The organism is Flavobacterium qiangtangense (genome assembly GCF_042658345.1).
GTDB classification, from domain to species: domain Bacteria; phylum Bacteroidota; class Bacteroidia; order Flavobacteriales; family Flavobacteriaceae; genus Flavobacterium; species Flavobacterium qiangtangense.
The window spans coordinates 386881-412777 of the sequence record NZ_JBHSQB010000003.1; the positions used below are offsets into that span (position 1 = coordinate 386881).

At 46.2% G+C, this 25897-nt stretch carries 27 protein-coding genes; 13 read left to right on the forward strand and 14 right to left on the reverse strand.

The genetic code is table 11. From position 1 onward, the window contains the following. Nucleotides 1–29 precede the first annotated feature (29 nt). From ACFPVY_RS01815 to ACFPVY_RS01855, 9 genes are read left to right on the forward strand one after another with little or no spacing between them, the layout of a single operon-like run. Nucleotides 30–764 (forward strand): sulfite exporter TauE/SafE family protein, encoded by a 735-nt coding sequence (locus tag ACFPVY_RS01815; protein ID WP_379789986.1) that lies wholly within the window; start codon nt 30–32, stop codon nt 762–764. A gap of 2 nt (nt 765–766) precedes the next feature. Beyond that, complete coding sequence (locus ACFPVY_RS01820; RefSeq protein WP_379789987.1) at nt 767–1264, forward strand: molybdopterin-binding protein; 498 nt, start codon at nt 767–769, stop codon at nt 1262–1264. 2 nt (nt 1265–1266) lie between these two features. Continuing rightward, nucleotides 1267–1494 carry a MoaD/ThiS family protein gene (locus tag ACFPVY_RS01825; protein WP_379789988.1) on the forward strand — a complete coding sequence of 76 codons (228 nt, stop codon included), beginning with the start codon at nt 1267–1269 and terminating at the stop codon, nt 1492–1494. A gap of 2 nt (nt 1495–1496) precedes the next feature. Continuing rightward, nucleotides 1497–2615, forward strand: a complete 1119-nt coding sequence (locus ACFPVY_RS01830; RefSeq protein ID WP_379789990.1) for a ThiF family adenylyltransferase — start codon at nt 1497–1499, stop codon at nt 2613–2615. Further along, a complete protein-coding gene (locus ACFPVY_RS01835) occupies nt 2599–3039 on the forward strand; it encodes a molybdenum cofactor biosynthesis protein MoaE (protein ID WP_379789991.1) in 441 nt (146 codons plus the stop codon). Before ACFPVY_RS01830 ends, ACFPVY_RS01835 begins: the two co-directional genes overlap by 17 nt. Next, the gene (gene moaCB, locus ACFPVY_RS01840) at nt 3039–3947 is read left to right on the forward strand and encodes a bifunctional molybdenum cofactor biosynthesis protein MoaC/MoaB (protein ID WP_379789992.1); all 909 of its coding nucleotides are present in this window, start codon (nt 3039–3041) and stop codon (nt 3945–3947) included. The genes ACFPVY_RS01835 and moaCB overlap by 1 nt, the downstream gene beginning before the upstream one ends. Before the next feature lie 23 nt (nt 3948–3970). Further along, nucleotides 3971–4456 carry a (2Fe-2S)-binding protein gene (locus ACFPVY_RS01845; RefSeq protein ID WP_379789993.1) on the forward strand — a complete coding sequence of 162 codons (486 nt, stop codon included), beginning with the start codon at nt 3971–3973 and terminating at the stop codon, nt 4454–4456. After that, nucleotides 4449–5468 carry an FAD binding domain-containing protein gene (locus ACFPVY_RS01850; RefSeq protein ID WP_379789994.1) on the forward strand — a complete coding sequence of 340 codons (1020 nt, stop codon included), beginning with the start codon at nt 4449–4451 and terminating at the stop codon, nt 5466–5468. Before ACFPVY_RS01845 ends, ACFPVY_RS01850 begins: the two co-directional genes overlap by 8 nt. A 21-nt stretch (nt 5469–5489) precedes the next feature. Next, complete coding sequence (locus tag ACFPVY_RS01855) at nt 5490–7727, forward strand: xanthine dehydrogenase family protein molybdopterin-binding subunit (protein ID WP_379789995.1); 2238 nt, start codon at nt 5490–5492, stop codon at nt 7725–7727. Between the two features lie 162 nt (nt 7728–7889). Here the strand turns inward: ACFPVY_RS01855 and ACFPVY_RS01860 are convergent, their stop codons facing one another. Continuing rightward, entirely contained in the window at nt 7890–9023 is a 1134-nt protein-coding gene (locus ACFPVY_RS01860) for a cysteine desulfurase family protein (protein ID WP_379789996.1), read from the reverse strand. A gap of 177 nt (nt 9024–9200) precedes the next feature. On the opposite strand from ACFPVY_RS01860, the gene ACFPVY_RS01865 reads away from it, so the two are divergent. The 4 genes from ACFPVY_RS01865 to xth all read left to right on the forward strand — a co-directional run bounded on the left by ACFPVY_RS01865 (nt 9201) and on the right by xth (nt 13932). Beyond that, nucleotides 9201–9842, forward strand: coding sequence for a (2Fe-2S)-binding protein (locus tag ACFPVY_RS01865; RefSeq protein ID WP_379789997.1), 642 nt, complete (start codon nt 9201–9203; stop codon nt 9840–9842). Continuing rightward, complete coding sequence (locus tag ACFPVY_RS01870; protein ID WP_379789998.1) at nt 9839–10828, forward strand: FAD binding domain-containing protein; 990 nt, start codon at nt 9839–9841, stop codon at nt 10826–10828. Before ACFPVY_RS01865 ends, ACFPVY_RS01870 begins: the two co-directional genes overlap by 4 nt. Beyond that, nucleotides 10825–13014, forward strand: coding sequence for a xanthine dehydrogenase family protein molybdopterin-binding subunit (locus ACFPVY_RS01875; RefSeq protein ID WP_379789999.1), 2190 nt, complete (start codon nt 10825–10827; stop codon nt 13012–13014). The genes ACFPVY_RS01870 and ACFPVY_RS01875 overlap by 4 nt, the downstream gene beginning before the upstream one ends. A gap of 135 nt (nt 13015–13149) precedes the next feature. Further along, nucleotides 13150–13932, forward strand: coding sequence for an exodeoxyribonuclease III (gene xth, locus ACFPVY_RS01880; protein WP_379790000.1), 783 nt, complete (start codon nt 13150–13152; stop codon nt 13930–13932). A gap of 133 nt (nt 13933–14065) precedes the next feature. Here xth and ACFPVY_RS01885 read toward each other — a convergent pair whose 3' ends face one another. The 13 genes from ACFPVY_RS01885 to ACFPVY_RS01945 form a co-directional block, all read right to left on the reverse strand. After that, nucleotides 14066–14341, reverse strand: coding sequence for a hypothetical protein (locus ACFPVY_RS01885; protein ID WP_379790001.1), 276 nt, complete (start codon nt 14339–14341; stop codon nt 14066–14068). 553 nt (nt 14342–14894) lie between these two features. After that, nucleotides 14895–15128, reverse strand: a complete 234-nt coding sequence (locus tag ACFPVY_RS01890; RefSeq protein ID WP_379790002.1) for a hypothetical protein — start codon at nt 15126–15128, stop codon at nt 14895–14897. A gap of 604 nt (nt 15129–15732) precedes the next feature. Further along, nucleotides 15733–16104: an SPW repeat domain-containing protein gene (locus ACFPVY_RS01895; RefSeq protein ID WP_379790005.1), complete on the reverse strand. Its 372-nt coding sequence runs from the start codon at nt 16102–16104 to the stop codon at nt 15733–15735. A 124-nt stretch (nt 16105–16228) separates the two neighbouring features. Continuing rightward, on the reverse strand, nt 16229–16822 hold the full coding sequence (locus ACFPVY_RS01900) for a YciE/YciF ferroxidase family protein (protein WP_379790006.1): 594 nt from the start codon (nt 16820–16822) through the stop codon (nt 16229–16231). 21 nt (nt 16823–16843) lie between these two features. Then, nucleotides 16844–17344 carry a CinA family protein gene (locus tag ACFPVY_RS01905; protein ID WP_379790007.1) on the reverse strand — a complete coding sequence of 167 codons (501 nt, stop codon included), beginning with the start codon at nt 17342–17344 and terminating at the stop codon, nt 16844–16846. A gap of 20 nt (nt 17345–17364) precedes the next feature. After that, on the reverse strand, nt 17365–18021 hold the full coding sequence (locus tag ACFPVY_RS01910) for a DUF6766 family protein (protein WP_379790008.1): 657 nt from the start codon (nt 18019–18021) through the stop codon (nt 17365–17367). A gap of 163 nt (nt 18022–18184) precedes the next feature. Continuing rightward, nucleotides 18185–20413: a glycoside hydrolase family 88 protein gene (locus ACFPVY_RS01915; protein WP_379790009.1), complete on the reverse strand. Its 2229-nt coding sequence runs from the start codon at nt 20411–20413 to the stop codon at nt 18185–18187. A 34-nt stretch (nt 20414–20447) separates the two neighbouring features. After that, entirely contained in the window at nt 20448–21122 is a 675-nt protein-coding gene (locus ACFPVY_RS01920; protein ID WP_379790263.1) for an SDR family oxidoreductase, read from the reverse strand. 999 nt (nt 21123–22121) lie between these two features. Beyond that, nucleotides 22122–22385 (reverse strand): hypothetical protein, encoded by a 264-nt coding sequence (locus ACFPVY_RS01925; RefSeq protein WP_379790010.1) that lies wholly within the window; start codon nt 22383–22385, stop codon nt 22122–22124. 150 nt (nt 22386–22535) lie between these two features. Further along, the gene (locus tag ACFPVY_RS01930; protein WP_379790011.1) at nt 22536–22793 is read right to left on the reverse strand and encodes a hypothetical protein; all 258 of its coding nucleotides are present in this window, start codon (nt 22791–22793) and stop codon (nt 22536–22538) included. A gap of 216 nt (nt 22794–23009) precedes the next feature. After that, on the reverse strand, nt 23010–24077 hold the full coding sequence (locus ACFPVY_RS01935) for an SDR family oxidoreductase (protein WP_379790012.1): 1068 nt from the start codon (nt 24075–24077) through the stop codon (nt 23010–23012). Between the two features lie 98 nt (nt 24078–24175). Then, nucleotides 24176–24754, reverse strand: a complete 579-nt coding sequence (locus ACFPVY_RS01940; RefSeq protein ID WP_379790013.1) for a Crp/Fnr family transcriptional regulator — start codon at nt 24752–24754, stop codon at nt 24176–24178. Nucleotides 24755–24972: 218 nt separating this feature from the next. After that, a complete protein-coding gene (locus ACFPVY_RS01945) occupies nt 24973–25821 on the reverse strand; it encodes a cyanophycinase (RefSeq protein WP_379790014.1) in 849 nt (282 codons plus the stop codon). Nucleotides 25822–25897 lie beyond the last annotated feature (76 nt).

A 25897-nucleotide genomic window follows, 5' to 3' on the forward strand; every position in this document is an offset into this window, starting at 1 on the left:
ACTTAAATTTAAAATCACATAATAATCGAATGTCTATAGAAATTTTTTACGTACTGCTTTTCTTTGTTGCTTTTTTATACGCGGCTGTCGGTCACGGCGGTGCGAGCGGTTATCTGGCCTTGATGGCGCTATATGGAGTGGCTCCTGAAGAAATGAAGCCGACTGCTTTGGTGCTGAATTTATTCGTGTCGATGACCTCTTTCATACAATATTATCGGGGCGGTTATTTTTCTAAAAAACTTTTTCTGCCTATTGCTGGAGCGTCGATTCCATTGGCTTTTGTAGGAGGAATGATTACGGTCGAAGAAAATATCTACAAGAGGATCCTGGGAATTTTACTGCTTTTCCCGGTCATCCGATTCTTCTTTTTTAAAAACGTGGCAGACAGCGAATTGAAATCCCATAATGTCACTATTGCGATTTTCACAGGAGGAATCGTCGGCTTGCTGTCGGGAATGATCGGCATCGGCGGCGGCATCATACTTTCTCCCATTTTATTATTGCTGCAATGGACCAACCAAAAACAGACGGCGGCAATCAGCGCGGCATTTATTTTCGTAAATTCAGTCGCTGGATTGGGCGGTATGCTGACTCAAGGAATTTCGTTTACTGGTGATATGGTGATGTACATCATTGTGGCTTTTATCGGCGGATTGCTAGGCGCTTATCTGGGTTCAAAGAAATTTAATCAAGATGTTTTAAAATATGTTCTGGCCACAGTTTTATTGATGGCTTCCTATAAATTATTATTCACAAAAGCTTAATCATGAAAAAAATAGCACTCATTATCTTATTTTTTGGTTTAAATGCAAATGCACAGGTTTCCAAGACGATTTCAGTTGCCGGAAAAATTGCAAAACCATTTACGATTAATTTTGCAGATTTAAAAAATTACGCATCGCAATCCATTGACAGTCTTGTGATTTTGAACCATAAGCAGGAATATAAAAGCACGCTGAAAAAACTAAAAGGGGTATTGCTGAAAGAAGTTTTGTCAAAAGCAGAGTTTACGGTAAATTCCCCAAAAGTATTGAGCGAATTTTATATAGTTTGCGTGGCTGATGACGGCTATAAAGTTGTTTTTTCTTGGAACGAAATTTTCAACAGCCCAACCGGAGACAAGGCACTAATTCTGACAGAAATCAATGGAAATTCTACAATTACACAAAAGGAAGGAATTATTTTAGTAACGCCAATAGACAAAGCTACTGGAAGAAGATACGTGAAAAACCTATCAAAAATCACAATTCACCAAGTGCAATAATTATGGAAATTAAAATCATCGCATTTGGGCAAATCGCTGAAATCACAGGCAAAGAAATTACGCTGGAAGCAAGTGATATTGATTCGTTAAAGATCATTTTATCTGAAAAATTTCCTGCACTTTCTGACCGAAAATTTGCGATTGCGGTAAACAAAAAGCTTAATCAAGTAAATCTTGACTTGAAGCAAAATGACACGGTAGCATTGATGCCACCTTATTCTGGAGGATAAATATGGAAAATTATAACGCGAGATACGCACGGCATTATTCGCTCAAGGATTTTGGGAAGGAAGGACAGCAAAAGCTTCTGGGAGCCAAAGTTCTTGTGGTTGGCGCTGGCGGTCTGGGCTGTCCGGTTCTGCAATATCTCACGGCGTCAGGAATCGGAACGATCGGAATTGTGGATCACGATTTGATCACATTGAGCAATTTACAGCGCCAGGTTTTATATGCCATCGAAGATATCGGGAAATCGAAAGCCAAAATTGCTTCTGAAAAATTGAAAAGTCTAAATCCAGAAATTCAGATTGACGTTTATGATTTAGAAATTAATGCCAAAAATGCTCTAGAAATTATTGCAAAATATGATATCGTCGTTGATTGTACGGACAATTTTGCTTCAAGATATTTGATAAATGATGCTTGTGTTTTATTGAAAAAGCCACTTGTTTTCGGAGCGATTTTTCAATACGAAGGACAAGTTTCCGTTTTTAATATTGAACAAGACGGGAAAAGCATCAATTATAGAAATTTATTTCCAAACCCACCCAAACCAGGCGAAGTTCAAGACTGCAACGAAGCTGGCGTTTTAGGAATTTTGCCCGGAATTATCGGAATGATGCAGGCTTCTGAAGTGATTAAGATACTGACAGGAATAGGTGAAGTGTTGGTAGGCAAGTTGCTTACATTCAATTTACTGAATTATGAAATATTTGTTTTGGAAATTACAAATGATAAAGATATTTCTCCCTTAATTCCGAATGATAAAACAGCATTTGAAACTACCGATTACAATTGGCTCTGCGGTATTTCAAACAGCAAAATTAAGGAATTAAGTCCAAGCGATTTTTTAAGTAAAATTGCTGAGAAGGATACGATTGTAATTGATGTCAGGGAAAAGTATGAACTTCCAAAAGCGGATTTTCCAAACCTTAACATTCCGTTGTCAGAATTAGAAGCAAATTTATCAGAACTTCGAGGAAATACAATTTTGTTATTTTGCCAAAGCGGAAAAAGAAGTTTGAAAGCGGGTGAAATTTTACTGGGAAAGTTTGGAGAAGCAAAAAAAATAAGCCACTTAAAAGGTGGAATTATTGCATTACAAGAGCAAAATAATGAGCAAGACAATTAAAAATATTTTTATAGAAGGCGCGATAAGTCCTTTGTTTATTTCGGAAAGTATTGCAAAACATGCTTCCAAGAAAGACATTGGTGCGCACAGCATTTTCTTGGGACAAATCAGGGAAGATGTTATCGATGGAAACACGGTAAAAGCAATAGAATATACGGCTTACGAAGATATGGCTTTGGAAAAAATGAACGAAATCAGGGAGGAAATATTTGAAAAATACGACTTGACTTGCATGCACGTCCACCACAGTCTGGGAGTTGTAAATGCTGGCGAAATCTGCCTTTTTGTGTTCACTTCTTCCAAGCACAGAAAAATGGCCATGCAGGCCTGCGACGAAATGGTGGAACGAATCAAGGCTGAACTCCAAATCTGGGGCAAGGAAATTTTTAACGATGAATCACATCAGTGGAAAGTAAATAAATAATGGTTGATATTACACACAAATCGTTCACGTTGCGAAAAGCAATTGCAACGGCAACAGTCCTGACTTCTTCGGTTGAAACGATTGAAGCGATCGAACAGCGAAAAGTTCCAAAAGGCGACATCTTCGAGTTTTCGCGCGCCGCCGCATTATTTGCCATAAAAAAGACGAGCGATGTGATTCCGGATTGCCATCCTCTGCCGGTGGAATTCGCCTCGATTACTTACAAAATTGAAAATTTATCCGTAATTATTTCTGTTGAAGTGCATACGATCTACAAAACCGGAGTCGAGGTTGAAGCAATGCACGGAGCTTCTGTCGCCGCTTTGGTGATGTATGACATGCTGAAACCGATCGATAAAAATGTAGAAATCCAAAATATCAGGTTGCAGGAAAAACACGGTGGCAAATCATCCCATAAAAAATATTCCGAGAAAGGGCTGAAATGTGCGGTTGTGGTTTGTTCTGATTCGGTTTACAGAAGTGAAAAAGAAGACTCTTCCGGAAAAGCAATTGTGTCGATATTAGAAAAACACGGTCTGAACACTGTTGATTATCAGATTATTCCGGATGATTTTGATACGATTCAATCGACATTTAAAAACTACAGAGACCAAGATACAGATTTGGTTATTTTCACAGGAGGAACTGGGCTTTCGCATCGGGATGTCACGCCAGATGCGATTTTGCCGTTGATCGACCAAGAAATTCCCGGGATTATGGAAACCGCCAGAAATTATGGACAGCAACGCATGAAGACGGCAATGCTTTCCCGTGGCGTTGCAGGATTTTCAGAAAATACGCTGGTACTTACATTTCCCGGTTCTAAAAAAGGCGTGGAAGAATCGATGGAAGCTTTGTTTCCGCAGGTACTGCATGTTTTTGAAGTACGCGAAAACCGTCCGCATTAGAGATAAAACAAAAAAATAGAGCTATGGAAACGAACGAAACACACCAAACCTCGTTGCGGGTAAATGGCACAGAGTACCGCCTCGATCTCGTGCCTTGGGTATCTTTGCTCGATGCACTGAGAGAAAAAATTCACCTCACGGGCACAAAAAAAGGCTGTGATCACGGGCAATGTGGCGCTTGTACCGTCCTGATTGACGGTAAACGAGTGTTGAGTTGCCTCACCCTTGGCGTAATGAAAGACGGTGCAGAAATCACCACGATCGAGGGCATTGCTGACGGAGAAAATCTGCATCCGGTTCAAAAGGCGTTTATCGAGCACGACGCTTTCCAATGCGGCTACTGCACGCCCGGACAGATATGCAGCGCAATCGGAATGATTCAGGAAGGAAAGGCAAAGACCAGAGAAGACGTGCAAGAATTGATGAGTGGCAACCTTTGCCGATGCGGCGCAAACCGTGGCATTATCGACGCCATAATGGAAGTGAAGGAAGGAGGCCATCATGAATAATTTTTCATACGCTAAAGTTTCAGATGTCGCTCAGGCAATCGCACAGCTCGATGGCAATGCAGGAAACAAGATTATTGCAGGCGGAACCAACATTAATGACCTCCTGAAATATTTCGTGACCCAGGCTGATAAATTGGTTGACATCAATCCGATTGCTGAAAATCATTCGATAGTTGAACTTGAAAACGGAGGTATCCGAATTGGCGCACTGCTGACCAATGCTGACACGGCCTATCACGCTATAATTGAAGAGAAATATCCGCTGCTTTCAAAGGCAATTTTGGCGGGTGCGTCCGCCCAGATCCGCAATATGGCGACCAACGGGGGCAACCTCATGCAACGAACGCGATGCTATTATTTTTATGATATAAATACGCCCTGCAACAAGCGAGAGCCCGGTTCTGGCTGTTCGGCGATCGGCGGTTACAATCGGATCCACGCGATTTTGGGACACAGCGAAAATTGCATCGCCGTTTTTCCTTCGGATATGTGCGTGGCTTTGGCCGCATTGGATGCAAAGGTAAATATTTCAGGATCAGATGGTGAAAGAACATTAGATTTTGCTGACTTTCACAGGCTTCCGGGCGATACGCCTCATTTGGATAATAACCTGAAACAGGGCGAAATAATCACTTCTATAGATCTTCCTGAAAATAATTTCAATAAAAAGTATTCCTATCTAAAATTGCGTGACAGAAGTTCTTATTCCTTCGCTTTGGTTTCTGTAGCGGTTGCTTTTGACATCGAAAAAGATAAGATCAAGGAAGCTAGAATAGCGTTAGGTGGCGTTTCCCATAAACCCTGGCGTGTGAAAGAAGCAGAGGATTATTTAAGGGAAAAAGAACCCATTCTCGAAAATTTCAGCAATGCCGCAGACCTGATCTTGCAAGGCGCGAAGGGCTTCGAGCACAACGAATTCAAGATTGAGCTGGCAAAAAAAGCAATCATCCGCAATTGCGTGATGGCAATGCATCCAGAAACGCAGCGTCCCGGTGCAAAACCGTCTTTATAATCTTCCAAATAAATAAAAATTATGACAAAGTTACCCTCTATAGGACAGCCGGTCAGCCGTTTGGAAGGCCGTGAAAAAGTAACGGGAACCGCAAAATATGCGGGCGAATATGATGCAACAGATTTGCTATACGGATATGTAGTGAACAGTAGCATTACAAAAGGAAAAATCAAGTCGATCGACACTTCGGAAGCTGAAGCGTTGCCGGGAGTCGTTGATATCATCACGCATAAAAATAGGCCGTCGACCGCTTGGTTTGATTTTCAGTATGCGGATATGGACGCGCCTCCGGGAACAGTTTTCAAGCCGTTAAAGGACGATGAGATAAAATACAATGGCCAGCCGATCGCTTTGGTGGTTGCCGAAACTTTTGAAATGGCGCGCTTTGCGGTGACTAAGATAAAAGTACGCTATGAAACGGAAGATTTTAATACAGATTTAGAAGCGAATGCAGCAAAAGCGCGCGAGCCTAAGAAAGGGCTGGCATCGATGCTGAAACCGCCGCCACCAAAACCTACAGGCGATTTCGATGAAGCTTACGAAAGCTCATTCGTAAAAACGGATTCCAAATTCAGGCACGGGACAGAACACCACAATCCGATGGAGATGTTTGCGACCACGGTCCTTTACGGAGGGAAAGGGAAGCTGAAGATATATGACAAGACACAGGGCACGATAAATTCACAGATGTATGTGGCCAATGTCTTCGGGCTGAAGATGAAGAATGTTCAAGTGATCGCACCTTTTGTAGGCGGCGGTTTCGGATCAGGATTGCGTCCGCAGTACCAGCTTTTTATGGCGGTCATGGCTTCCTTGAAATTAAAAAGAAACGTTCGCGTTACGTTAGACCGCACACAGATGTATACGTTTGGCCACCGCCCGCCGACATTGCAACACACTAAATTTGGCGCTGATGAAAATGGCAGGTTGAATGCAATCTATCATAAGGCGGTCGGGGAAACTTCGCAGTTTGAAGACTATGTGGAAGTCGTGGTCAATTGGGCAAATATGCTTTATCCCGCCGAAAATACTTTGCTTGAGCACGAAGTCGTGCCTTTGGATGTTTACAGTCCGCTAGACATGAGAGCGCCTGGCGGAAGCACGGGAATGCACGCCATTGAGGTTACGATGGACGAGATCGCTTATAAATTAGGCATCGATCCGTTAGAACTGCGCCTGATCAATTATTCAGAAATTGACAAAAGCAGCGATAAGGAATATTCTAGCAAGCAGTTGCGGGCTTGTTATCTTGAAGGCGCAAAGAAATTTGGTTGGGAAAAAAGAAATCCAGAGCCACGAAGCATGAAACGCGGCAATAAATTGGTAGGCTATGGAATGGCGACCGGAATTTGGGATGCCAACAGGATTTTAGGCAGGGCTCAAGCCATCATGACGCCAGACGGAAAAGTCGAAATTAAAAGCGCGGTGACCGATATCGGGACAGGAACAAAAACGATCATGACGCAGATTGCTTCCGATGAATTGGGCCTTCCGATTGACCATATCACTTTTTCGTATGCCGACAGCAAGATGCCTTTCGCGCCTATTCAAGGTGGCTCTTTTACGACAGCAACCGTCGGTCCTGCAGTGAAAGCGGCGTGCCATGCATTGAATAAAAAACTGTTTAAAAAAGTAAAAAATAGCGAAGATTCCCTTTTAAAACAGCTGAAATTTAAGGAAGTCGTTTTTAAAGATGGTTATATAATTTCTAAAGAAAATCCTGAAGCAAAAGTGAGTCGCAAGGAAATAATGGCGTCGAACGAAGGGAAAAGTATCAAAACGACAAATTCAGCAATGCCGAATCCGCTGACCTACGGAAAAAAAGCGAGAGCTGTTCACAGTGCCGTTTTTGTGGAAGTAGAGGTCGATCAAGAATTGGGTATCATCGAAGTTAAAAGAGCGGTTACGGCAGTAGCGGCAGGGAAAATCATCAACCCAAAGACGGCCGAAAGCCAAATATTAGGCGGGATGGTTTGGGGAATCAGCAAGACGCTTCACGAAGAAACGCTTCTAGACCATCGGTTTGGCAAATATATGAATCCAAATTTAGCGGAGTATCATATTCCCGTTCATGCGGATATTCATGATTTAAACGTACTATTTATCGAAGAAAATGATGATTTCGTGAATGATCTTGGTGTAAAAGGCGTGGGGGAAATTGGTGTGGTGGGAATGCCTCCCGCTATCGCCAATGCGATTTTTCACGCTACTGGAAAAAGAATCAACGACCTGCCGATACATTTTGATAGATTGCTTTAATTTACGGAAATTTCAAGTTCTGGGAAATTAGTTTTGCTCGAGACGAGTCCATTTGTTGTTGGTGGAAGTTCATTTATTGTTGGTAGAAGTTCATTTCTTTTCTCGAAATGCTTATAAATGCTACGATAGTATACGAAATATCTTTTGCAGTCTCTATTTTTTTTAAGATCTAAATTGCTTCACGAGCTCAGTGACCCTTAAAATGGCCTGTTCGATTTCTTCGAAAGTTGTAAACCTTCCCAAGCTGAATCGGATGGAACCCAGCGCATCTTCATCCGACAATCCCAATGCTTTTAATACATAAGAAGGTTCTGTCGTAACAGAAGAACAGGCCGAACCGTTCGATACAGAAATAGTCTGCAAGGCAAGAATTAGGTTTTCTGAATTAACTTTGGGAAAGCAGATATTGCTCGTATTGTAAAGCCTTTTTTCAACAGAACCGTTCACAAAAGTTCCTTCGATTTTTAATAGCGATTCTTCCAAAAAATCTCTGAGTCGTTTAATTCTTTCATGATCTTTTCCCATCTCAAGCTTTGAAATTTCACAGGCTTTTCCCAAACCAATAATGCCGGGAACGTTTAAGGTACCGCTTCTTCGGTTTTTTTGCTGTCCGCCGCCGGTGATCTGAGGAATGAGTTTGTTCTTGGCATTTTTTGAAACAAATAAACCTCCGGCACCTTTCGGTCCATAAAATTTATGAGCAGAAAAAGGCAAAAGATCAATACCCAATTCATTCACATCAATTGGAATTTTCCCTACTGCCTGCGTGGCATCGCATAAAAATAAGGCACCTTTTGAATGTGCCATTTTTGCAATTTGTTTTACATCTTGAAGCGTTCCAATTTCGTTGTTCGCCATCATGGCGATTACCAGCAACGTTTCTTCGGTTGCTGCTGCAGCCAAATCGTTTAAATTTATAAATCCTTGCTTGTCGACGGGCAAATAAGTCACCTGAAACCCTTTGGTTTCCATAGCATTGCACGTATCCAAAACAGCCTTATGTTCTGTAGAAACCGCCACGATATGTTTTCTTTTTTCGAAATCAAGACCTTTGACAGCCAAGTTTATGGCTTCCGTGGCACCTGATGTGAAAATGATCTCGCTCGGTTTTGCGCCGATCAAATCTGCGGTCTGCCAAGCGGCATTTTCAACGGCTTCGCTTACCGTCAATCCGGCCAAATGACTGCTGTTGGCATTGGCATAAAAATCGGTAAAATAAGGAAGCATCACAGCCAGAACACGCTGGTCGATCTCCGTTGTGGCGTTGTTGTCTAAATAAATCGAAGGTAAAGTCATACTATAGCTGTTGTTGTAAAAATACGATTTTGTAAGCCTAAATCAGTTCAAAATAAATGTTGAAGTTTTGTTAAAAAGGAATCTTGTTTGAAATATGTAACTTTTTCTAGATAACTATCATTAAATTTGAGAGACAACACATTTCACAGCTATTTGCTAACCTTAAAATTCCTAAGCATGGCCGACAAAAATACGCACAACGATATGCTGCCAGAAGACGATTCGAACAATTCACGTCGAGATTTCCTGAAAAAATCCAGCCTTTTTACCGCTTTGGCTATGGCGCCGCCTTCCTTGGTGATGGCTTCTGAAAACAAGTGGGACGAAAAGCTGGCTGCCTATTTTGAAACAGTGCCGCTTTCCCTAGAAATCAATGGCGAAAAACACAATCTGAAAGTAGAGCCTCGAACCACTTTATTAGACCTTTTGCGCGAGCAATTGCATTTGACCGGAACCAAAAAAGGCTGCGACCACGGGCAATGCGGCGCCTGCACGGTCCATGTAAACGGAACGCGGGTTCTGTCTTGCTTGACTTTGGCGGCAATGCAGCAGGATACCGAAGTGACTACCATCGAAGGACTTTCAAAAGGCAAGAAACTGCATCCAATGCAGGAAGCTTTTATCAAGCACGACGGCTTTCAATGCGGTTATTGTACTCCCGGACAGATCATGTCGGGGATTTCTTGTATTAAAGAGGGCCATGCCGGAAGCCGTGAAGAAATTAGCGAATACATGAGCGGCAATATCTGCCGGTGCGGTGCCTATCACAATATTGTCGATGCGATCCAAGAAGTTAAGGAAGGAGGGAAGCAGTTATGAAAAATTTCCAATTAGTTAGGGCGCTATCCACTGCTTCGGCCGTTGGAATTATGTCAAAAGATACCGCTTCGATGTTCATTGCAGGCGGTACGAATCTGGTCGACTTGATGAAAAAAGATGTGGAAAGACCAGATAAGCTTATCGACATCAACGGCTTGGATTTGAAAGGAATAAATCGCTTGAAAGACAAGATTTCAATAGGAGCTTTGGCAAAAAATAGCCAGGTTGCAGAAGATAAAATCATCCAAGAAAAACATCCGTTGCTGGCGTTGGCGTTGGCCGCTGGAGCTTCACAGCAAATCAGGCACATGGCTACAGTTGGTGGCAATATGTTGCAAAGAACGCGCTGCCCTTATTTTTATAATACCGATATGCCGTGCAACAAACGTGTGGCAAAAAGCGGTTGCGGTGCGATTGGCGGCTACAACAGGATGCACGCGATTTTTGGCGCGTCTGAAAGCTGCATTGCAGTTCATCCGAGTGATATGTGCGTGGCGTTAGCAGCTTTAGATGCGACGGTTTGTGTCGAGGGTCCAAAAGGAAAACGAGAGATCAGGTTTGGAGATTTTCACCGTCTTCCCGAAAATAATCCTGAGAAGGACAACACGCTGGAAAGCAAGGAATTGATCGTATCGGTAGAAATTCCGGATAATGCCTTTTCTAAAAACGTACATTATCTGAAAGTAAGAGACAGGAGCAGCTATGCGTTTGCATTGGTTTCGGTCGCGGTGGCCTTAGATATAAAAAACAATAGGATTAATGAGGCAAGATTGGCACTTGGCGGAGTGGCGCACAAGCCTTGGCGGCTGACCGAAGTTGAAAAATTTTTGAAAGGGAAAACGACAAGCGAAGCCATTTTCAGACAGGCGGCAGCAATGGCAATGCAAGGCGCAAAAGGACAGGGAGAAAATAATTTCAAGTTGAAATTGGCTCCAAACGCAATCACGGAAGCATTGACAATCGCAGCATCAAATAACAGATTATGAGCAAGACAAGCAACTTAAATAGAGTGGACGGACGTGCAAAAGTAACCGGTGCGGCGACCTATTCTGCAGAATATAAAACGAATGGTGTGGCTTATGCCTGTTTGGTCGGAAGCACGATTGCCAAAGGAAAAATCAAAAAGATAGATGCCAAAAAAGCCGAATGGGCTCCGGGTGTCTTGGCGGTGATTACGCACGTAAATGTGGACAAGCCGGCAGGCTACCAAAAAGCCAAGGAGCCTGCAAATTTGGCACAGCCGCTCCAGATTTTAAAAGATGATTCTGTCAAATATTACGACCAGCCGATTGCGATTGTGGTGGCCGATACTTTTGAAAGAATGCAATATGCGGCCAAGCTTATCAAAGTGGAATATGTAAAAGAAGAACATTCAACCGATTTGCACAAAGTAAAAAACAACGGAAAGATGCCTTCTGGCAAGCGTTCGCAAGATTATCTCCGAGGAATTGACAATGCTTATAAAAATGCGGAAGTAGTTTTTGAAGCAGAATATATCCAGCCGACAGAAGTCCATAATCCGATGGAATTGGCGAATATCATCGCAAAGTGGGATGGAAACAAACCAACGCTTTACACAAAAAGCCAAGGTGTGGAAGGAACGCGAAAAAGCGTGGGAGACGTTTTCGGAATGCCGCCGGAAGATGTTTCGGTGCATTCTGAATATCTCGGAGGCGCTTTTGGGATGGGACTTCACACTTGGCCCTATGAAATCGCAGCTTTAATTGCTTCAAAGAAATTGGCGAGACCGATAAAGCTGGTCCTGCACCGCGAACAGATGTTTACCAATGTGGGTTTTCGACCGATTACCATCCAAAAAATGGGCTTGGGCGCTACAAAAAGCGGAAAGCTTACGGGAATGACCCACGAAGCGGTTGCGCAGACGTCAAGTTATGAGGATTTTACAGAAGCGACTGTAAATATGTCCCGATTTATGTACGATTGCGAAAATGTGGCAACGCGATACAGAATCGCGTCGATCGATACGTGCACGCCGATCTGGATGCGCGGACCGGGCGAAGCCACAGGTTCCTTCGCATTGGAAAGCGCGATGGACGAACTGGCGCACAAGCTTGATATGGATCCGATTGAATTTCGGAAAATAAACCACGCCGAATCGGACTTGGAACAAAAAAAACCTTGGAGCAGCAAACATCTTTTGGAATGCTATGAAGCCGGAAAAGAAATGATCGGTTGGAAAAACCGCAAGAATGTACCGGCATCCGTGAAAGAAGGCGACTGGTTTGTGGGCTACGGAATGGGAACCGGTACTTTTGGTTCTTCAAGAAATCCCACATCTGTCAGGGCTAAATTTTTATCGGATGGAACTTTGGTCTTGCAATGCAGCGTCAATGACATGGGACCGGGAACGGCGACGATGATGACGGCAATCGGTTCAGAATCAACAGGAATCTTGGCAGAAAATATCAAAATTGAAATGGGAAGCAGCGGTTTGCCAAAAGGACCGACTCAGGGAGGTTCGGCAACGACTTCTTCTGTGGGATCGGCGGTTTTTGAAGCGTGCAAAGCGTTGGTCGAAAAAACAATTGCAATGGCAAAAGAAACAAACACGTTTAAAAATGCTAAAGTGGAAGATCTGGCTTTCGCCGAAGGCATTATTTCTTCCAAAAAAGAGAAGTCAAAATCAATTTCGCTGGCAGCACTATTGGAGAACCAGAAATTACAGGAAATAGAAGCGGTTACCGATTCTAAAAATACCGAAGAAGCAAAAAAATATTCGATTTATTCTTTTTCAGTGCATTTTGTGAAAGTTTTGGTGAACCCAAATTTGGGGAAAATCAGATTGGCGCACGTCGTTTCTTGTGCCGATATTGGAACAGTTATAAACCAAAAAACTTCCGCTGGGCAGATGTTTGGTGGCGCTGTTGGTGGCATCGGGATGGGAATGATGGAAGCTTTGGAAATCGATCACCGCTTCGGCCGCGCCATCAATAATAATTTTGCCGACTACCACGTTCCGGTAAACGCAGATATTGAAAAACAGGAAGTGTTTTTTGTCAATAAAAAAGATCCTTACAGCAACCCGATGGGAACAAAAGGGCTTGGTGAAACCGCGTTGGTGGGAATGGCGCCAGCGATTGCGAATGCCGTTTTCAATGCCACCGGAAAAAGGGTGAGGGAGTTGCCGATAACTTTGGATAAGATTGTGTAAGCATTAGGCTGCTAGCACCATTATCTCCCAGGGTGTTTTTTTTTAAGTACCTCAAGTAACAAAAAGAAAGCAGACAGATTAGTTTGCAATCGTTGGTATATCGAAGCCGTATTTCTAAACATTATTTTTTTCCTTATGAAACTAGCCACTTACAATGTAAACGGAATTAACGGCCGCCTTGATGTGCTGCTGCGCTGGCTGGAGGAAGCATCGCCCGATATCGTCTGCCTCCAGGAACTAAAAGCCCCTCAGGATAAGTTTCCGATCGAAGCGATAGAAAAAGCAGGGTACAAGGCGGTCTGGCACGGCCAGAAACAGTGGAACGGCGTGGCAATCCTGTCCAAAGATCTGGAAATAAAAGAAATCGGAAGACTGCTGCCAGGCGATGCCGAAGACGGCCAAAGCCGCTACCTCGAGGCGCTGGTTGGCGAAATGGTAGTAGCGTGCATCTACCTTCCTAACGGAAATCCCGCTCCGGGACCCAAGCTGGACTATAAGCTGCGATGGCTTGAAAGGCTGTCAAGACGCGCAGAAAAATTATTGGAACACAAGATCCCTGTAATAATTGCCGGTGATTTTAACGTGATGCCGACCGAGCTCGATGTCTACAAGCCGGAAAAATACGAAGACGACGCATTATTCAGGACCGAAGTGAGGCAAGCATTTCATGAGCTTCTGGGGCAGGGCTGGACGGACGCACTGAGATATCTTTATCCATACGAAAAAATGTATACTTTTTGGGATTATTTTCGAAATGCCTATGCGAGAAATGCGGGCCTTCGAATCGATCATTTTCTGCTGAGCCCTGAACTGCTGCCAAAACTCAAATCTGGCGGCGTCGACATGGAAGTCAGAGGCTGGGATAAAACCAGCGACCACGCTCCGGTCTGGATTGAGTTCAGTGCACCTTCTAAATAGCACATATATCTTGGTAGAATTAATTGCCAGTCAATAGGAACTGCCCCTAATTTAGCAATGCTTACCGAGTGCTGTTCGCCAATGCGATGGCAGCGTCCTACAAATTTATCTTTAGACAGGGTATGCACTGCCTTCAGGCATGTATGAAGGTATAGAACGGACGTCCCTGAATCTCTCCGGCAGGCTTTACGAAAAGCAGCGCGCGTATCGCTATCCTGCTGGGCATTTCCGACCGAGATGCGCCTTCAAGCGTGTTGCTGAAATTGCCACAGATCCAATTCGATTCTTCCCGTGACAGCGTATCACCGGCAGCCCAAGACTGTCTGACTGCCTCGAAGGGAGCAAAGGTTTCGGTTTTGCTAGCAGCATCGAATGGCAGCACCTCAATAAAATTTTCTAGATTTTCCATAAGGTATTTTTCTCTAAAGCTAAATAAATTTCACAGTCCGGGACTTACAGAGTTACGGTATAAAATTACAGTTATCCAGCGTCAAATAGTCTGTCGGGCCACTTCGGTGGACACGCTAATTGTTTTCTTTAAGCATGCTTTACCCTGCATTAAAGGAACTACATAGGGATATTGATAAATTATGTAGGGCAGGTTGTGAAGCTGCCCTATCTATTTGCGTACGATTTTATGAAGTGGTATTATACAATCGAATTTGCTCAAGGAGAAAAGGAAACTTATCTCTTTTTTATTGCCTGGTCTTGAGGAGTCAGGAGGCTGGTTATTTTCCTGAGGAGAGAATGAAGTCTTGCCACTGGTAAAATGTTGTGCCTCAGATGCCTAAAGTTTGATATGATGGAAACAGGTTACAGCCTGAAGGTGGTGCTGGTAGACGAGGACCCCGCCGACAGAACGCTGTTCGGATGGGGCAGGACTTTTACGACACTGCATCGGAAATCATGACGCATAACATGCGCAGGCGAAACTAGGTGTGGACCACCATTAAGGAAGGGAATCAGCCAAAAAATAGGTTGATATCGAAATCACTGCTGGACTTGTAGCCTTCGATGATCGTGTGCATATAGAGCTTCTCTTCGCTGTCAGAAATTGAATGCAGTAGAAATGCTTCTTTAATCTTGGAAAAATTAATATGGTTCTCCAGTCCGCAGGCGTAGCCGTAGCGGTACATTTCCTCGGTACGATCGCCGTTCGCCGTGGAAAGGGCAGTATACAGTTCGTTGCTGTTCATGATTGCAGTTTTAATAATTGAATTTACGGATTGTCTCGCTCCCAAAGTTTACATATTTCAATCTATTGGCTGCATAATTTTTTTGATAATAACGCGCGCCAATCAAGCGACTCTTATGCTATGCAAAATCCAGTTTAAAATAGTGCAATAAATTCTGACATATCTATAAAATCGTGTTGCTAATTTTTTAAAATTTCATCTTACATATTTCAAACTACATACGAGATATAATCATGAGCATTGTAGATTTTAGCCAGATAGATTTTGAAGACGATCTGATAAAAACTAAATTTAAAATTTATAATATTGGATGGCAGAAATCAATACGCCTTTTAAAATAACCGCGCCGGAATTGTCCATGCTAGACTTTAATTTCCCAGTCAGTGGGGAACCGGGTGTTGCAGTCTCAGGCTAACGCCAGTTCATCAAGGGTGCTGCTCGCAATTTTGGTTGTTTTGGTTTCCTGTTTCATCGTGGGAAGAGGAAGGATATTTATCGCCTGCAGGGTAAAAAAAGACAGATAAACGATACACGCCTGGTCGGTTTATTTCTTCTTTCGGGCACTATTGAATAGTTACGCCACAAGCGACCGATTCCTTCACGCCTAGATAAGTCTGGAATCGGAAGAATACGCAGGAAGGCCCTTTGTGAGTAACGCCACAAGAATTTCTGCAATTCCGAAGACGGCGTGTGGCAGGCAGACGCTCTCGTGGAATCCGAAGAGCCAAGGGGAGGAAGCCAGAAATATCCCCGACAGCACATCGATTAGAAGGTGCGTTTTCATGGGTATGATCTTCAAGACGCTGTTTTCATAGTCCGTCATGAGGCTGACGGCGATTGTCGCGACACCTAGCAACATTGGCACCAGGCTTTCCGGACCGGTAGGATTATAATCCCAAATCCATGGTAGAAGTAGAAGAAGCACGCCCGCAATATAATCTATAATGCCGTGCGTTTTTGTGGTAAATAATTTCATAGTACTACATTTTTATATTTTATTTTATATCTTGAAGCTTTACACGAGCGCAAGTTTTATTTGGCTGCTACATGAAAATTGGCGGGTGCGCCTTTTTTTAGATGCCACCCGCCAATCAGGAGCATTAGATAGTAGCCCCGGATTCTGGTTCTCCCGTCGCCTCGTCGGCCGCGGCCTCGAGATTGATTCCGTTATAAGCAGCCTCGGTGAGCTTTATGTCGGCTTCTTTTTCTTCTGCAAGCGTTTCTTCCAGAAGCGCCGCGACTTCATTCTCGCCAAGTATCTTAGCGAACGCCACCAGCGTCCCATAGGACGCAATTTCGTAGTGCTCGATCTTTTGCGACGCGGAAATGATTCCGGCATCGCGTACCGGTCCCGGTTCGGTTTCCTCAAGGATGCTTTCGCCTTCCTTGATTAGCCCTTCCATCGCGTCGCATTTCTTTCCCCTGTCCGATTCGCCGAGGATTTCGAAAACCTGCACAAGGCGGGCAACCTGTCCTTCAGTAACTGCCACATGTTCTTCTATGGATGCCTTGAGTCCGGGATCGAACGCATTGTTTGCCATTTTCGGAAGCGCCTTCACCAGTGCGCGTTCTGCGTAAACAATGTCTTTCAGCTCGTCGACGAACAGTTCTCGAAGCCCTTCGGCCGCAGCCGATTTTGGCGGGACGATTCGCTGCCCCCTGCCGTCCCCTTTCGGGTCTTTTTGGTTTGCCATGGTAATTGTATTTAGTGGTTATTAAATTATATACTGATTCTTCTGACTTAGCAAGGCACCGGCAATCAGTGCTGCGGTGCGGTCGATTGCCTGGAGCACTATAGCTTCAGGATCGCCTTTGAATACTTCGCGATGGGCGATAGACTCATTTGGAAAGACAATATGGAGAAACATTGTTCCGACAGGCTTCTCGGCTGTTTCACTGCCTCCGGGCGCGATCAGTCCTGTTACGGCAACAATAATCTCTGACTTGAACAGCGGCGCTGCATTGGCTGCAAGCGATTTGGTAACTTCGGCAGACTCAGCGGTATGCTTTTCTATCAGCGCGTGCGGTACTCTCAGGATGTTTTCCTTGATGAAGACCTCATAGCAGGAAATTCCCCCGCGCAGTATGTCCCCTGATTTTTCGGTGAGCGCAAATTCTGCGCACATCCTGCCGGCAGTAGCGCTTTCTACAAACGCAATTTTCCATTTCCGTTCGGCAATCGCTTGTGCGCATGCCTTGACTTTTTCTGATGGCATAATCTCAGTATTTATTGTATCTATTCTCCTGTTTCGCCGTTCGGAGCATCGACCGGCTTTGACTGCGAGGATCCCTTCTGGCGCAGGAATATGGACAGCAGTATGATCGCGAAAATAGACAGAAACTCACTCTGCCAGTTTTGCAGCGATTCGAACCAGAAGCGCGAGCTGCCTATAAACTCTGTTGGGCTTTCAGCAGGAAGCCCCCGAAGCGCATTCTGCAGGTTTTCGTCTTTTAGGCTTCCATAGAAGTGCGCCGCAAGGCTGCCCGCGAACAGCAGTGACAGTGCAATAGTGAGGGAATGCTTGTAGATCGACAGTACCCAACCCGATTCTCGAACTGGCCACGGTGCGCCTTTTCGCGCAGGGTCTGGCTCTCGGTCCACTTCCTCTTCCCGGTCAAAATCTTTTGATTCCGAGGATCCTTTCTGCTGCAAGAATATGGTCAGCACCACGAACAGTGCCATCTGCAGGAATTCCGACTCCCAGTTTTCAAAAGTTGCCTGGACGAAATGCCCCGAGTAGAGATACTCGTTTGGCGCGACAGGACCCGCGCCCAGTTCCAAGAGTTCCTTCTGGTATTCCTCGTACCCGAAATAGGCCTGGCCCGCCAGCGAAAGCACAAAGAGCAACCCAAAGCATATTGAAAGCGAATTATTCTTGAAAAATGTCCTCATCTTCAGTACAGTTGGAAATTTATTTAAAGTTCCGAAATTAAACAGTTGTTAATTTTATATTTCTAAAAGCAAATTTTATAGGATTCTACAGACTGCCGATTGCCATCGTCGCTATAAACGTTACAGCTGTAGTTGGACGGGACGACCCTGATTTACCCCATGCCTACCACTCGATTTTTATAGAACTGCAGCCGTTAAGGATGTATTCTTTGAACGCTCCCTTTGCAGTCGCAAGCGCATGCACCGGCATCCTTTTTTTGGAAGATTGGCCGGCGGCCACAGTCAACTTGGGAATCGGTTTATCTTTTTTTATGGGAACTGTGGCCATCCGACACTGCATTTCACTGCCGCCTTGCAGCTGGAAGGTCAGCGTATTTCCGGACTTCCTGAAATTTGCGGCAGGGTAGTCTGTAAATACCATCAGGTTGGCTTCATCTACCCGATGGTACTGTCGTGGGACGATTCCAAACGCCACTCCGGCGCCGTACACTTCCTGTCCCACCTGTCCGGACCTGTTCCAACCGTCTTGGAGGTCTTCGAGCGCTATCCATAGATTTGGGTCAATTTCTCCTGTTTTCACGTCTTCCTTATCTGCAATAACTTCGTTTGGGAGCATGGGAGGATAATAGTACGCCACCCTGTTGATGATGTGGCGCAGGCATTCGGCCAGCAGCATCTTCACAGAAGGCAGCACCTCATCGACGCTGTCGGCTTCGATTAGAAATTCGTGGAGTGCGGCAAAAACTTCCTGCTCTTCGTAAGCCGCCGTATAGGGCGCATCCTTGAGCGGGTAGACGGCAAAGAAAGTCGGGTAGTGCCTTGCGTTGCCGTAGTTGCATTCCCACAGCTGCACGTTATTCAGTATCGCCGCGATGCAAAGGTGGCTGAGGTCCAGGAATATCTTATCCTTGGTTTCCTTGTACAGGGAGAGCAGTGCTCCCGCGCTGAAGGCCGTATTGTTTGCCTGGTAGAAAACATCCAGTCCGAGGCCGTCCAATTTTTTCGCGGCCCTGCAGGCTTCTTCCAAATAGGTTTTGTTGCCGGTCAGCTTCCATGCCTGCAACATCAGGTGGGCGTAAGCGCCCGGAACGTCTTTTTCGCCTCCCTTTCCAGGAGCGGTTTCTGCTTTCAATACCTCCAACGTGGCCATATTGTAGAAAACCGGCCATTCATAGCTGAAGTGCCTTGCTACTTTGATGGTATAGGGAAGGGAATCCAGCAGCAGTTTTTTGGCATTGGCGTCGCCCTTCAAGGCGAGGCGGGAAAGGTTCAGCAGCGGGTGGTGGAGGTACCAAGAGTCCATCACGCCGGGCTCCTTCTGCTCCTCGCTCCAGTCTAAGTTTTTCTCCAGTGCAGGAAGCCACCGCACGATGGTTCCGAGCTGCGGATCGTAAAAGTTTTCGAGCCCGTTGTGGAGCGCTTCGATGATAGGGCTGTGGTCCTCGCCGCTCCATTCGTCAAAATCGGTCAGGGGCAGGAGTACGGCGAGCTGTACCATGCTCTCAGGCGGTGTCTTGTAATCGCTTACATAGGCGTTCAGGTACGAACGCCCATCCGCAAATTTCCAGCAGCCCTTGTGATTGCTGAGCCCGTCGAGGCCCCTTTTGAGGATATCGGGCCAGTCGTGGTATTTGGTTTCCGGAATCGGAAGCAATCGGTATACGGCAGCAAGGCTGTCCAGGTAAAGCCTGGAGATTTCATAATTGTCGCTCGGGACAGCGTCGCTCAAGCAAACATACGCATCTGAAATAACATATTCTTTGTCCTTTTTTAACGGCTTGCCGCTTGAAGTCTCGGGCAGCTTCAAGCCGATTTCAGGCCATGATCCCCCTACAAGATCTCCAGCGGACGTGCCTGTCGCTTCGCAGAAGGGGTTGAGTGCGGTAAGGTTTTGGAAATAGAATACGGAACCGCTCTTGGGCTGCTCGAGCGTAAAGAAAAGCAGTCCGGATCGGAGCCCGATCTGGCTGGCATGTATCCGGCCACTAGTATTCTGGGTCCGCCCTTGTCCTTTGAAAAGAGGCATAATGTCCCGCGCCGCGTTTGGGGGCAGCAGGTCGAAGGCCGGCGTAAAGGATGCAGTATAATGGAATATCGGCTTAGCCGGGTCTGGAAAATTCAGGTTTATTTTTGTACTGCCCGTCTTTCCTTCAAGCGCAATCTGGATGCCGTCGGTGGTCTCCCGCTGGGACTTCAATTGGAGCTTTTCGGTATTGAAAAGACCTGCACGGAACGCCATGCGCCCGCCGTCAGGCCAAATCGCGACGAGCCACAGGCAAAACCCATCGAAGAGGATCTGCAAGGGATAGCAACCGAATGCTTTTTCCAGAAGCACCGTACCGTTTTCGAGATTGTCTTGCGATGAAGATGTCAATGCAGAAATTGGCTTCATATGTTCTTGTATTAATTTAGAAAATCAATCCAGTCTAGATTCGCTGCAGGTGCGGCCTGATCTTTAATTCGACGACGTCGCAGCGTTTGGGCTGCGAAAGGCAGTACAGGATGCTTGCGGCAACGTCGTCCGCGGTGAGCATTTCCATCGCTGTTACCATTTTAAGTTTTTCAGTTCCGGACTGTGGCTGCATATCGGTATCCACGGCCCCCGGTTCGATGAGCGTTACTTTGATTCCCTGCTTGTTGGTGGCCTTGCGGAACGCTTCTGAAAAGCCCTGTACGCCAGATTTTGTAGCTACGTATACCGATCCGGTTTCTTCACGTACATCCGCGCTCATCGATCCGATATTGACGATGTGTCCGTCACCGTCCATGATTTTGACAGCTTCGGCGCTGCAGGCTATGTAGGCGAGCAGGTTTGTAGAAACGATACGGCTCCAATCTGTATAATTTCCTTCTTCTGCGTTTCCAAATGGGAGGGCGGCATTGTTGACCAACACGTCAAGTTTTCCAAAACTTGCAGCGGCATCAGCAAAAAGCTTTTCGATGCCGCTTTCAGTAGACAGGTCCGCCAGCACACCGTGCACATTACCAGTGGCAACGGTCTTTATATCATGGAGTGCGTCCAGCAAGTGCTGTCGGTCCAGACCTGCGACCATAACATTCGCGCCCAATTTTGCAAGCAATACTGCCGTGGCGCGTCCGATCCCGTGGTTGCTCCGGTGATCAAGATGTTTTTTCCAGCGACGGGCTGGGGAAGGTAGTGCGTAAGGTCATCCATGCTCAATGAGTTTAAGGTGCTGCAATAAGTAGCGCTGAGATGCAGGCATTTGCATCTTAAAATTCTTGCATATTAAAGTTACGACTGCTGAATTAGATTTCAAAATAACGAGATGTTAAAGTATGTAAATGATCCGTTAAAATGGGATGCACGTCCAGCATTGCCCATTTTGTCGTTTGCGCCTACTAGTGCAACATTCTTAGCGGTACATGCCGACAGGATTGATAATGCACAATCCGCTGGTAGCAAATAAACAGGCGGGTGGCAGTTGCGTTAGGTCAAAGCGCACTTGAGATCAGCGAACGACTTCCTTTCTTTGGTGTAACTATCACCTTGCATCCGTTCAACTATTTTACGCGATCATATTATTCCAAAATCTGGACATTTTTTTGTCGCTTTAGTTCAGTTCTCTCAGGTATGGGACAGGCTTAATTATCAGGGCACTGCATGCATTATTTTTGCCAGTTTTATAATATTAACAATTGTTTAGCGTTTTTTTATACAGTATATTTACCGCACCATGAAAAGAAGACGAAAACTTTTGCTCTCCGGACAGACCTTTCCCTGCATCGAAATTAGGTACAAGCACCGCGGGCAGCTGCAGGTGCGGACAGCCATCTGCATTGCTTGCTACGTAACCCTTCCCAAGGTATATCACTATGCAGCTGCCGAGTTCGGGGACTGTTCTAAAATTGCCACGAAAGCCTATCCTGGTATGATCTATTCGTTTCTTATCATTCCGGTCAGGAGCCACAGCGAAGCAGTCCCGATACTGGCACTTTTGGAGAGAGAAACGATCCTGACATTCGCGTAGGGAATCTCCAATCCAATAGGCCTGGGACTTAGATTGGTGTAGAGTGGGATAGATATCCATCGTTTTGACAGTCGCTGGCTGCCAGATCCCAGATCACTCGAAGCCTTCCGCTTACTGCTCTTGCGCATTTGGCGGGGTGATTTCCCCTGATACAGAATCCCTGCCGCCCGACATTCTGGAAGCATCAACATTTTGAAGCTTGGCGGTGTCCGCCTGCGTGGCAGAATTTTCGTTTTCGGAGCTGGCATCCAATGAATTTGTATTCTCGGTGCCAAGGCCGGTTGCTTCTGTACTTTCCGTTTTCGAATTACACGAGATCGCTGCGGCTGCGAAGAACAGCAATGCGGCCATTTTCTTTAAGATGGTAGTCGTCATAGGTTAACATTTTAGGTTTGAATTTTAAGGCGTGCAACGGTCGCATCCTCTATTTTTTATTTTTTTTGCCTTGTGATAGGGGCATACCTGCCTCTCGGCGCGGCGTTTTATTTGCAAGCTGCTGCAAATAGCAAATGTCAATTATACAGGTCAGTTTGACCTGCCTCCGGAAGCAGGCGATTTGGGAGCCACAGGCCCTACGGTGGCTGAGTCTTTCATCGCGCCTGTCTCCGTCCCGCTGTCGGTGCGAATGTTCCCCCCATCCTCCAGCGTCTTGTCTCCTTCGTTTTTCACATACGGCTGCTGGTCGGGCGCAGTCGTGTTGGACTCGTTACGATTGCTGCAGGCCTGCGCAACGAGGCAGATGGCGCCTACTGCTGTAATCTTCAGCATTTTCAGATTTTTCATATACAGTTAATTTTAGTAGTTAAGCCCATCACGCGGCGGTAACCATTTAATTATCAATACTGTAAATTTATGGAGATTGTGTGAAAATTGGTTACACCTTTTCCACCTAACCTTATTTAATCTTTAGTTTCAAGAAGACTCGGGCAGCGCAACTGCAAGCGAAAGAGATGGCAAATGCTACTCGTCGAGTGCGCTTTCCAGCTCCATGAAAATGGATTACGGGATGATCTTTTCCTGCCTTAGCTTATCAAACAAGTCGGTAAAGGAATCCAAGGTGCTCTGGTAGGCTGTGAATCCAGCTTTTCGGCTATTGGCCATGTCGGTCATTACTTCGATCGGCCTGCCTAGGTCCAGGTCTGTGTGCCAGGCGCTCGCGATTTTTGAGAGCTTGCTTTCCTTCAGTCCGTGGCGCTGCGCGATTTCCTCCCAGAGCAGCTGGTCGTGCTCGAGCTCTCTTTCCAATGGCCTTGCCGATCCGGCAAAGCCTTCGGGTTCGATCTGGAAATACGCCGCAAGCTGCAGCCATAGCCATTTCCATCTAAAGATATCGCCGTTCGTAATGTTATAGGCTTGGTTTTCTGCGCCTTCTGTCGTAGCGGCCCAGACCAACTGTCTGGCAAGGATTCTTGCGTCGGTGACATCGCAAAGCCCGTTCCACTGCTCTGACGAACCGGGGAATATAAATTTCCTTCCGGTTTCCTTGCAGATGCTGGCATAGACGGCAAGCGTAGCACCCATGTTCATGAGGTTTCCGACCGCATATCCGATCACGGTATGCGGCCTGTGGATGCTCCAGTTAAAGCCGTCCCTTGCCGACGCCTCATACACCGCGTCTTCCTGCGCGTAATAAAAGTTAGGGTATTCCAGGCGGGGCTGGTCCTCGCGCAATGGAGTCTCGGGCAGGCTTCCTGCTTTCGCATAGGCTTCGAATGGGCCCAAGTAATGCTTCAGACCGGTAACCAGGGCAACGTGGCGCACGGATTTTTTAGGGGACAGGACATTCAAGAGGTTCCGCACGAGCGCGCTGTTGATGCGGATATTTTCCTCTTCGGTGTCGTTTCTCATCCAGGTAGTGAAAAAGACATGCGTAGGGGAGATGCCATCCAGTGCGGCGGTAAGGCTTTCTTCATCCAGCAGGTCTGCCGTAACGGGTAGCAGACCCATCGTGCCATTGCTTGGATTCCTCGCCAGCCCGTAGGTTTTCCAGCCCTGATAAACTAATTCTCGAGCGAGGTTGCTGCCTGTTATTCCCGTGGAGCCGACCACCAATGCTATATTTTCCATGCTTGATTGTAATTTGATTAGAACACAAAGTTACGCAGCAGGATTTTCCTGGTACTTGACGCAGGTCATCAGTATTTCTTGATCTGCATCAAGAAATACTACCGGAGCGCTATCTTTTTCCGTATCCTGCTGACCGTTTCCGGACTCAGGCCGAGGTAGGACGCTATCAGGCCGTGGGAAAGCTTCTTGGCCATTTCAGGCTGGTTTTGCAGCAGGTTGAGGTATTTTTCCTCTGCCGTAAAGTTGTTGTGCATGATCAGCCGGTAGTCTTTGGTCACCAGGCTGTTTTGGTAGAGCAGCCTAAAATACCGGTCCATGACGGGTATTTCCAATGTAAGCCTTTCATAATCTTCAAGGGTGATCAGGAGCAGTTCCGAGTCCTGGACGGCGTCGATGTTCAGTACCGCCTTTTCCGCATTTAGGAAACTGCTGAAATCCGAGATCCACCATCCCTCGAACGCAAAGAGGTTGATGCGCTCGGTTCCCTTGTCATCCAGCACATACGATTTAAGCAGGCCGCTGTTTACGAATGCCAATGTCCGGCAGACCTCGCCCTCCTGGAGCAGGTACTGCTTCCTGCGGAGTTTTCTTAAAGTAAAGAACGACTGCAGGGCAGCCGCCTGCGTGTCGGTCAGGTCGACTTTCTGCCGGATATGCATAATTAGGACGTCTAACATAAAGCTGCGGGTTTGCGTAAGTACTGGATGATACAAAGTTACTCTTATATTTTAAGAAGCCCTCCTGGGCCAGACAAAAAAATATTTTCCAATGCTGTACTGCCTCCTATCAAGCGCCTGTTCCCGGAGTAGCTCTTCCCGGGAAGCGTTTTTTTTTTTAAGAAAACTGACGTGCCATTTCGGTGCGTCCAAGACAGCTGGCACGGAAAGCAATCTTTTTATGAGCTGGTAGCGATTGGTTCAATCCCTTTACCCCAATTATGGTAAAGCCGCCTTTCGCTGATCGAAAATTTCTTTCCCGCGCCCAGGACATGCACTTTTATCCCTTCTACGGTAATGGGGTCGCCGTCCTTTATTGATGGCAGATCGGTATATTCGATTTCCTTTCCGTCCACGATGATCACCAGGCCCGAACCGCAGACCTCCAGCATGCCTTCTCGGATGACCACGCAGGTATCTTCGCCGACGCCGAGTCCAAGGATCCCGGGATTGCAGGTAACGGTCTGGATAAGCCTGCCGAGCCGTGCCCGCTGCGTGAAATGGGTATCGATGCAGACGCTGTTGATCAGGTCCAGACCATTGGTAAGTTCTAGCGTGCCCTTGATCAGCGCATGTTTGCTGCTGCCAGAGATGATCATGGTATTGGACATGGCGGCGGCGCCCGCGCTGGTTCCCGCCACGACGAATTCGGCTTCGTCAAAATAGCGCTCCCTGATCAGGGAGAGGAGTTTGGTGCCCCCGAGCAGGGTGCCAAGCTTCAGTTGCTTGCCCCCGCTGAAAAGGACCATATCGCAATTTCTTACCTTCTCGAGGTTCTGCTCGCTGTCAGCCTCGCGGCGGGCGTCATAGTGGATCACCTCCAGTGAGGTTATCTTGAGGTCATCGAAGGCGCTCTTGTAGGCAGCGGCAACCTCTTCGGGCAGGTCTGTGGCAAGTGTGATCAGGCAGATTGCAGGATCGGCTTTACCGGTTTCTGCAATGATGCGGCAGAGCACATCCTTTGACTGCTGTTTGTCCTCGCCACCGCCGACTGGCACTAGTATTCCTTTAGGTTGGATATCTGTCATGATTTAATTGCTTTAATTTTTGGTGTGATCTTGCGCCCTACGCAGGCTTGTATGTTTTAGGTATCGCAAGCCCGCC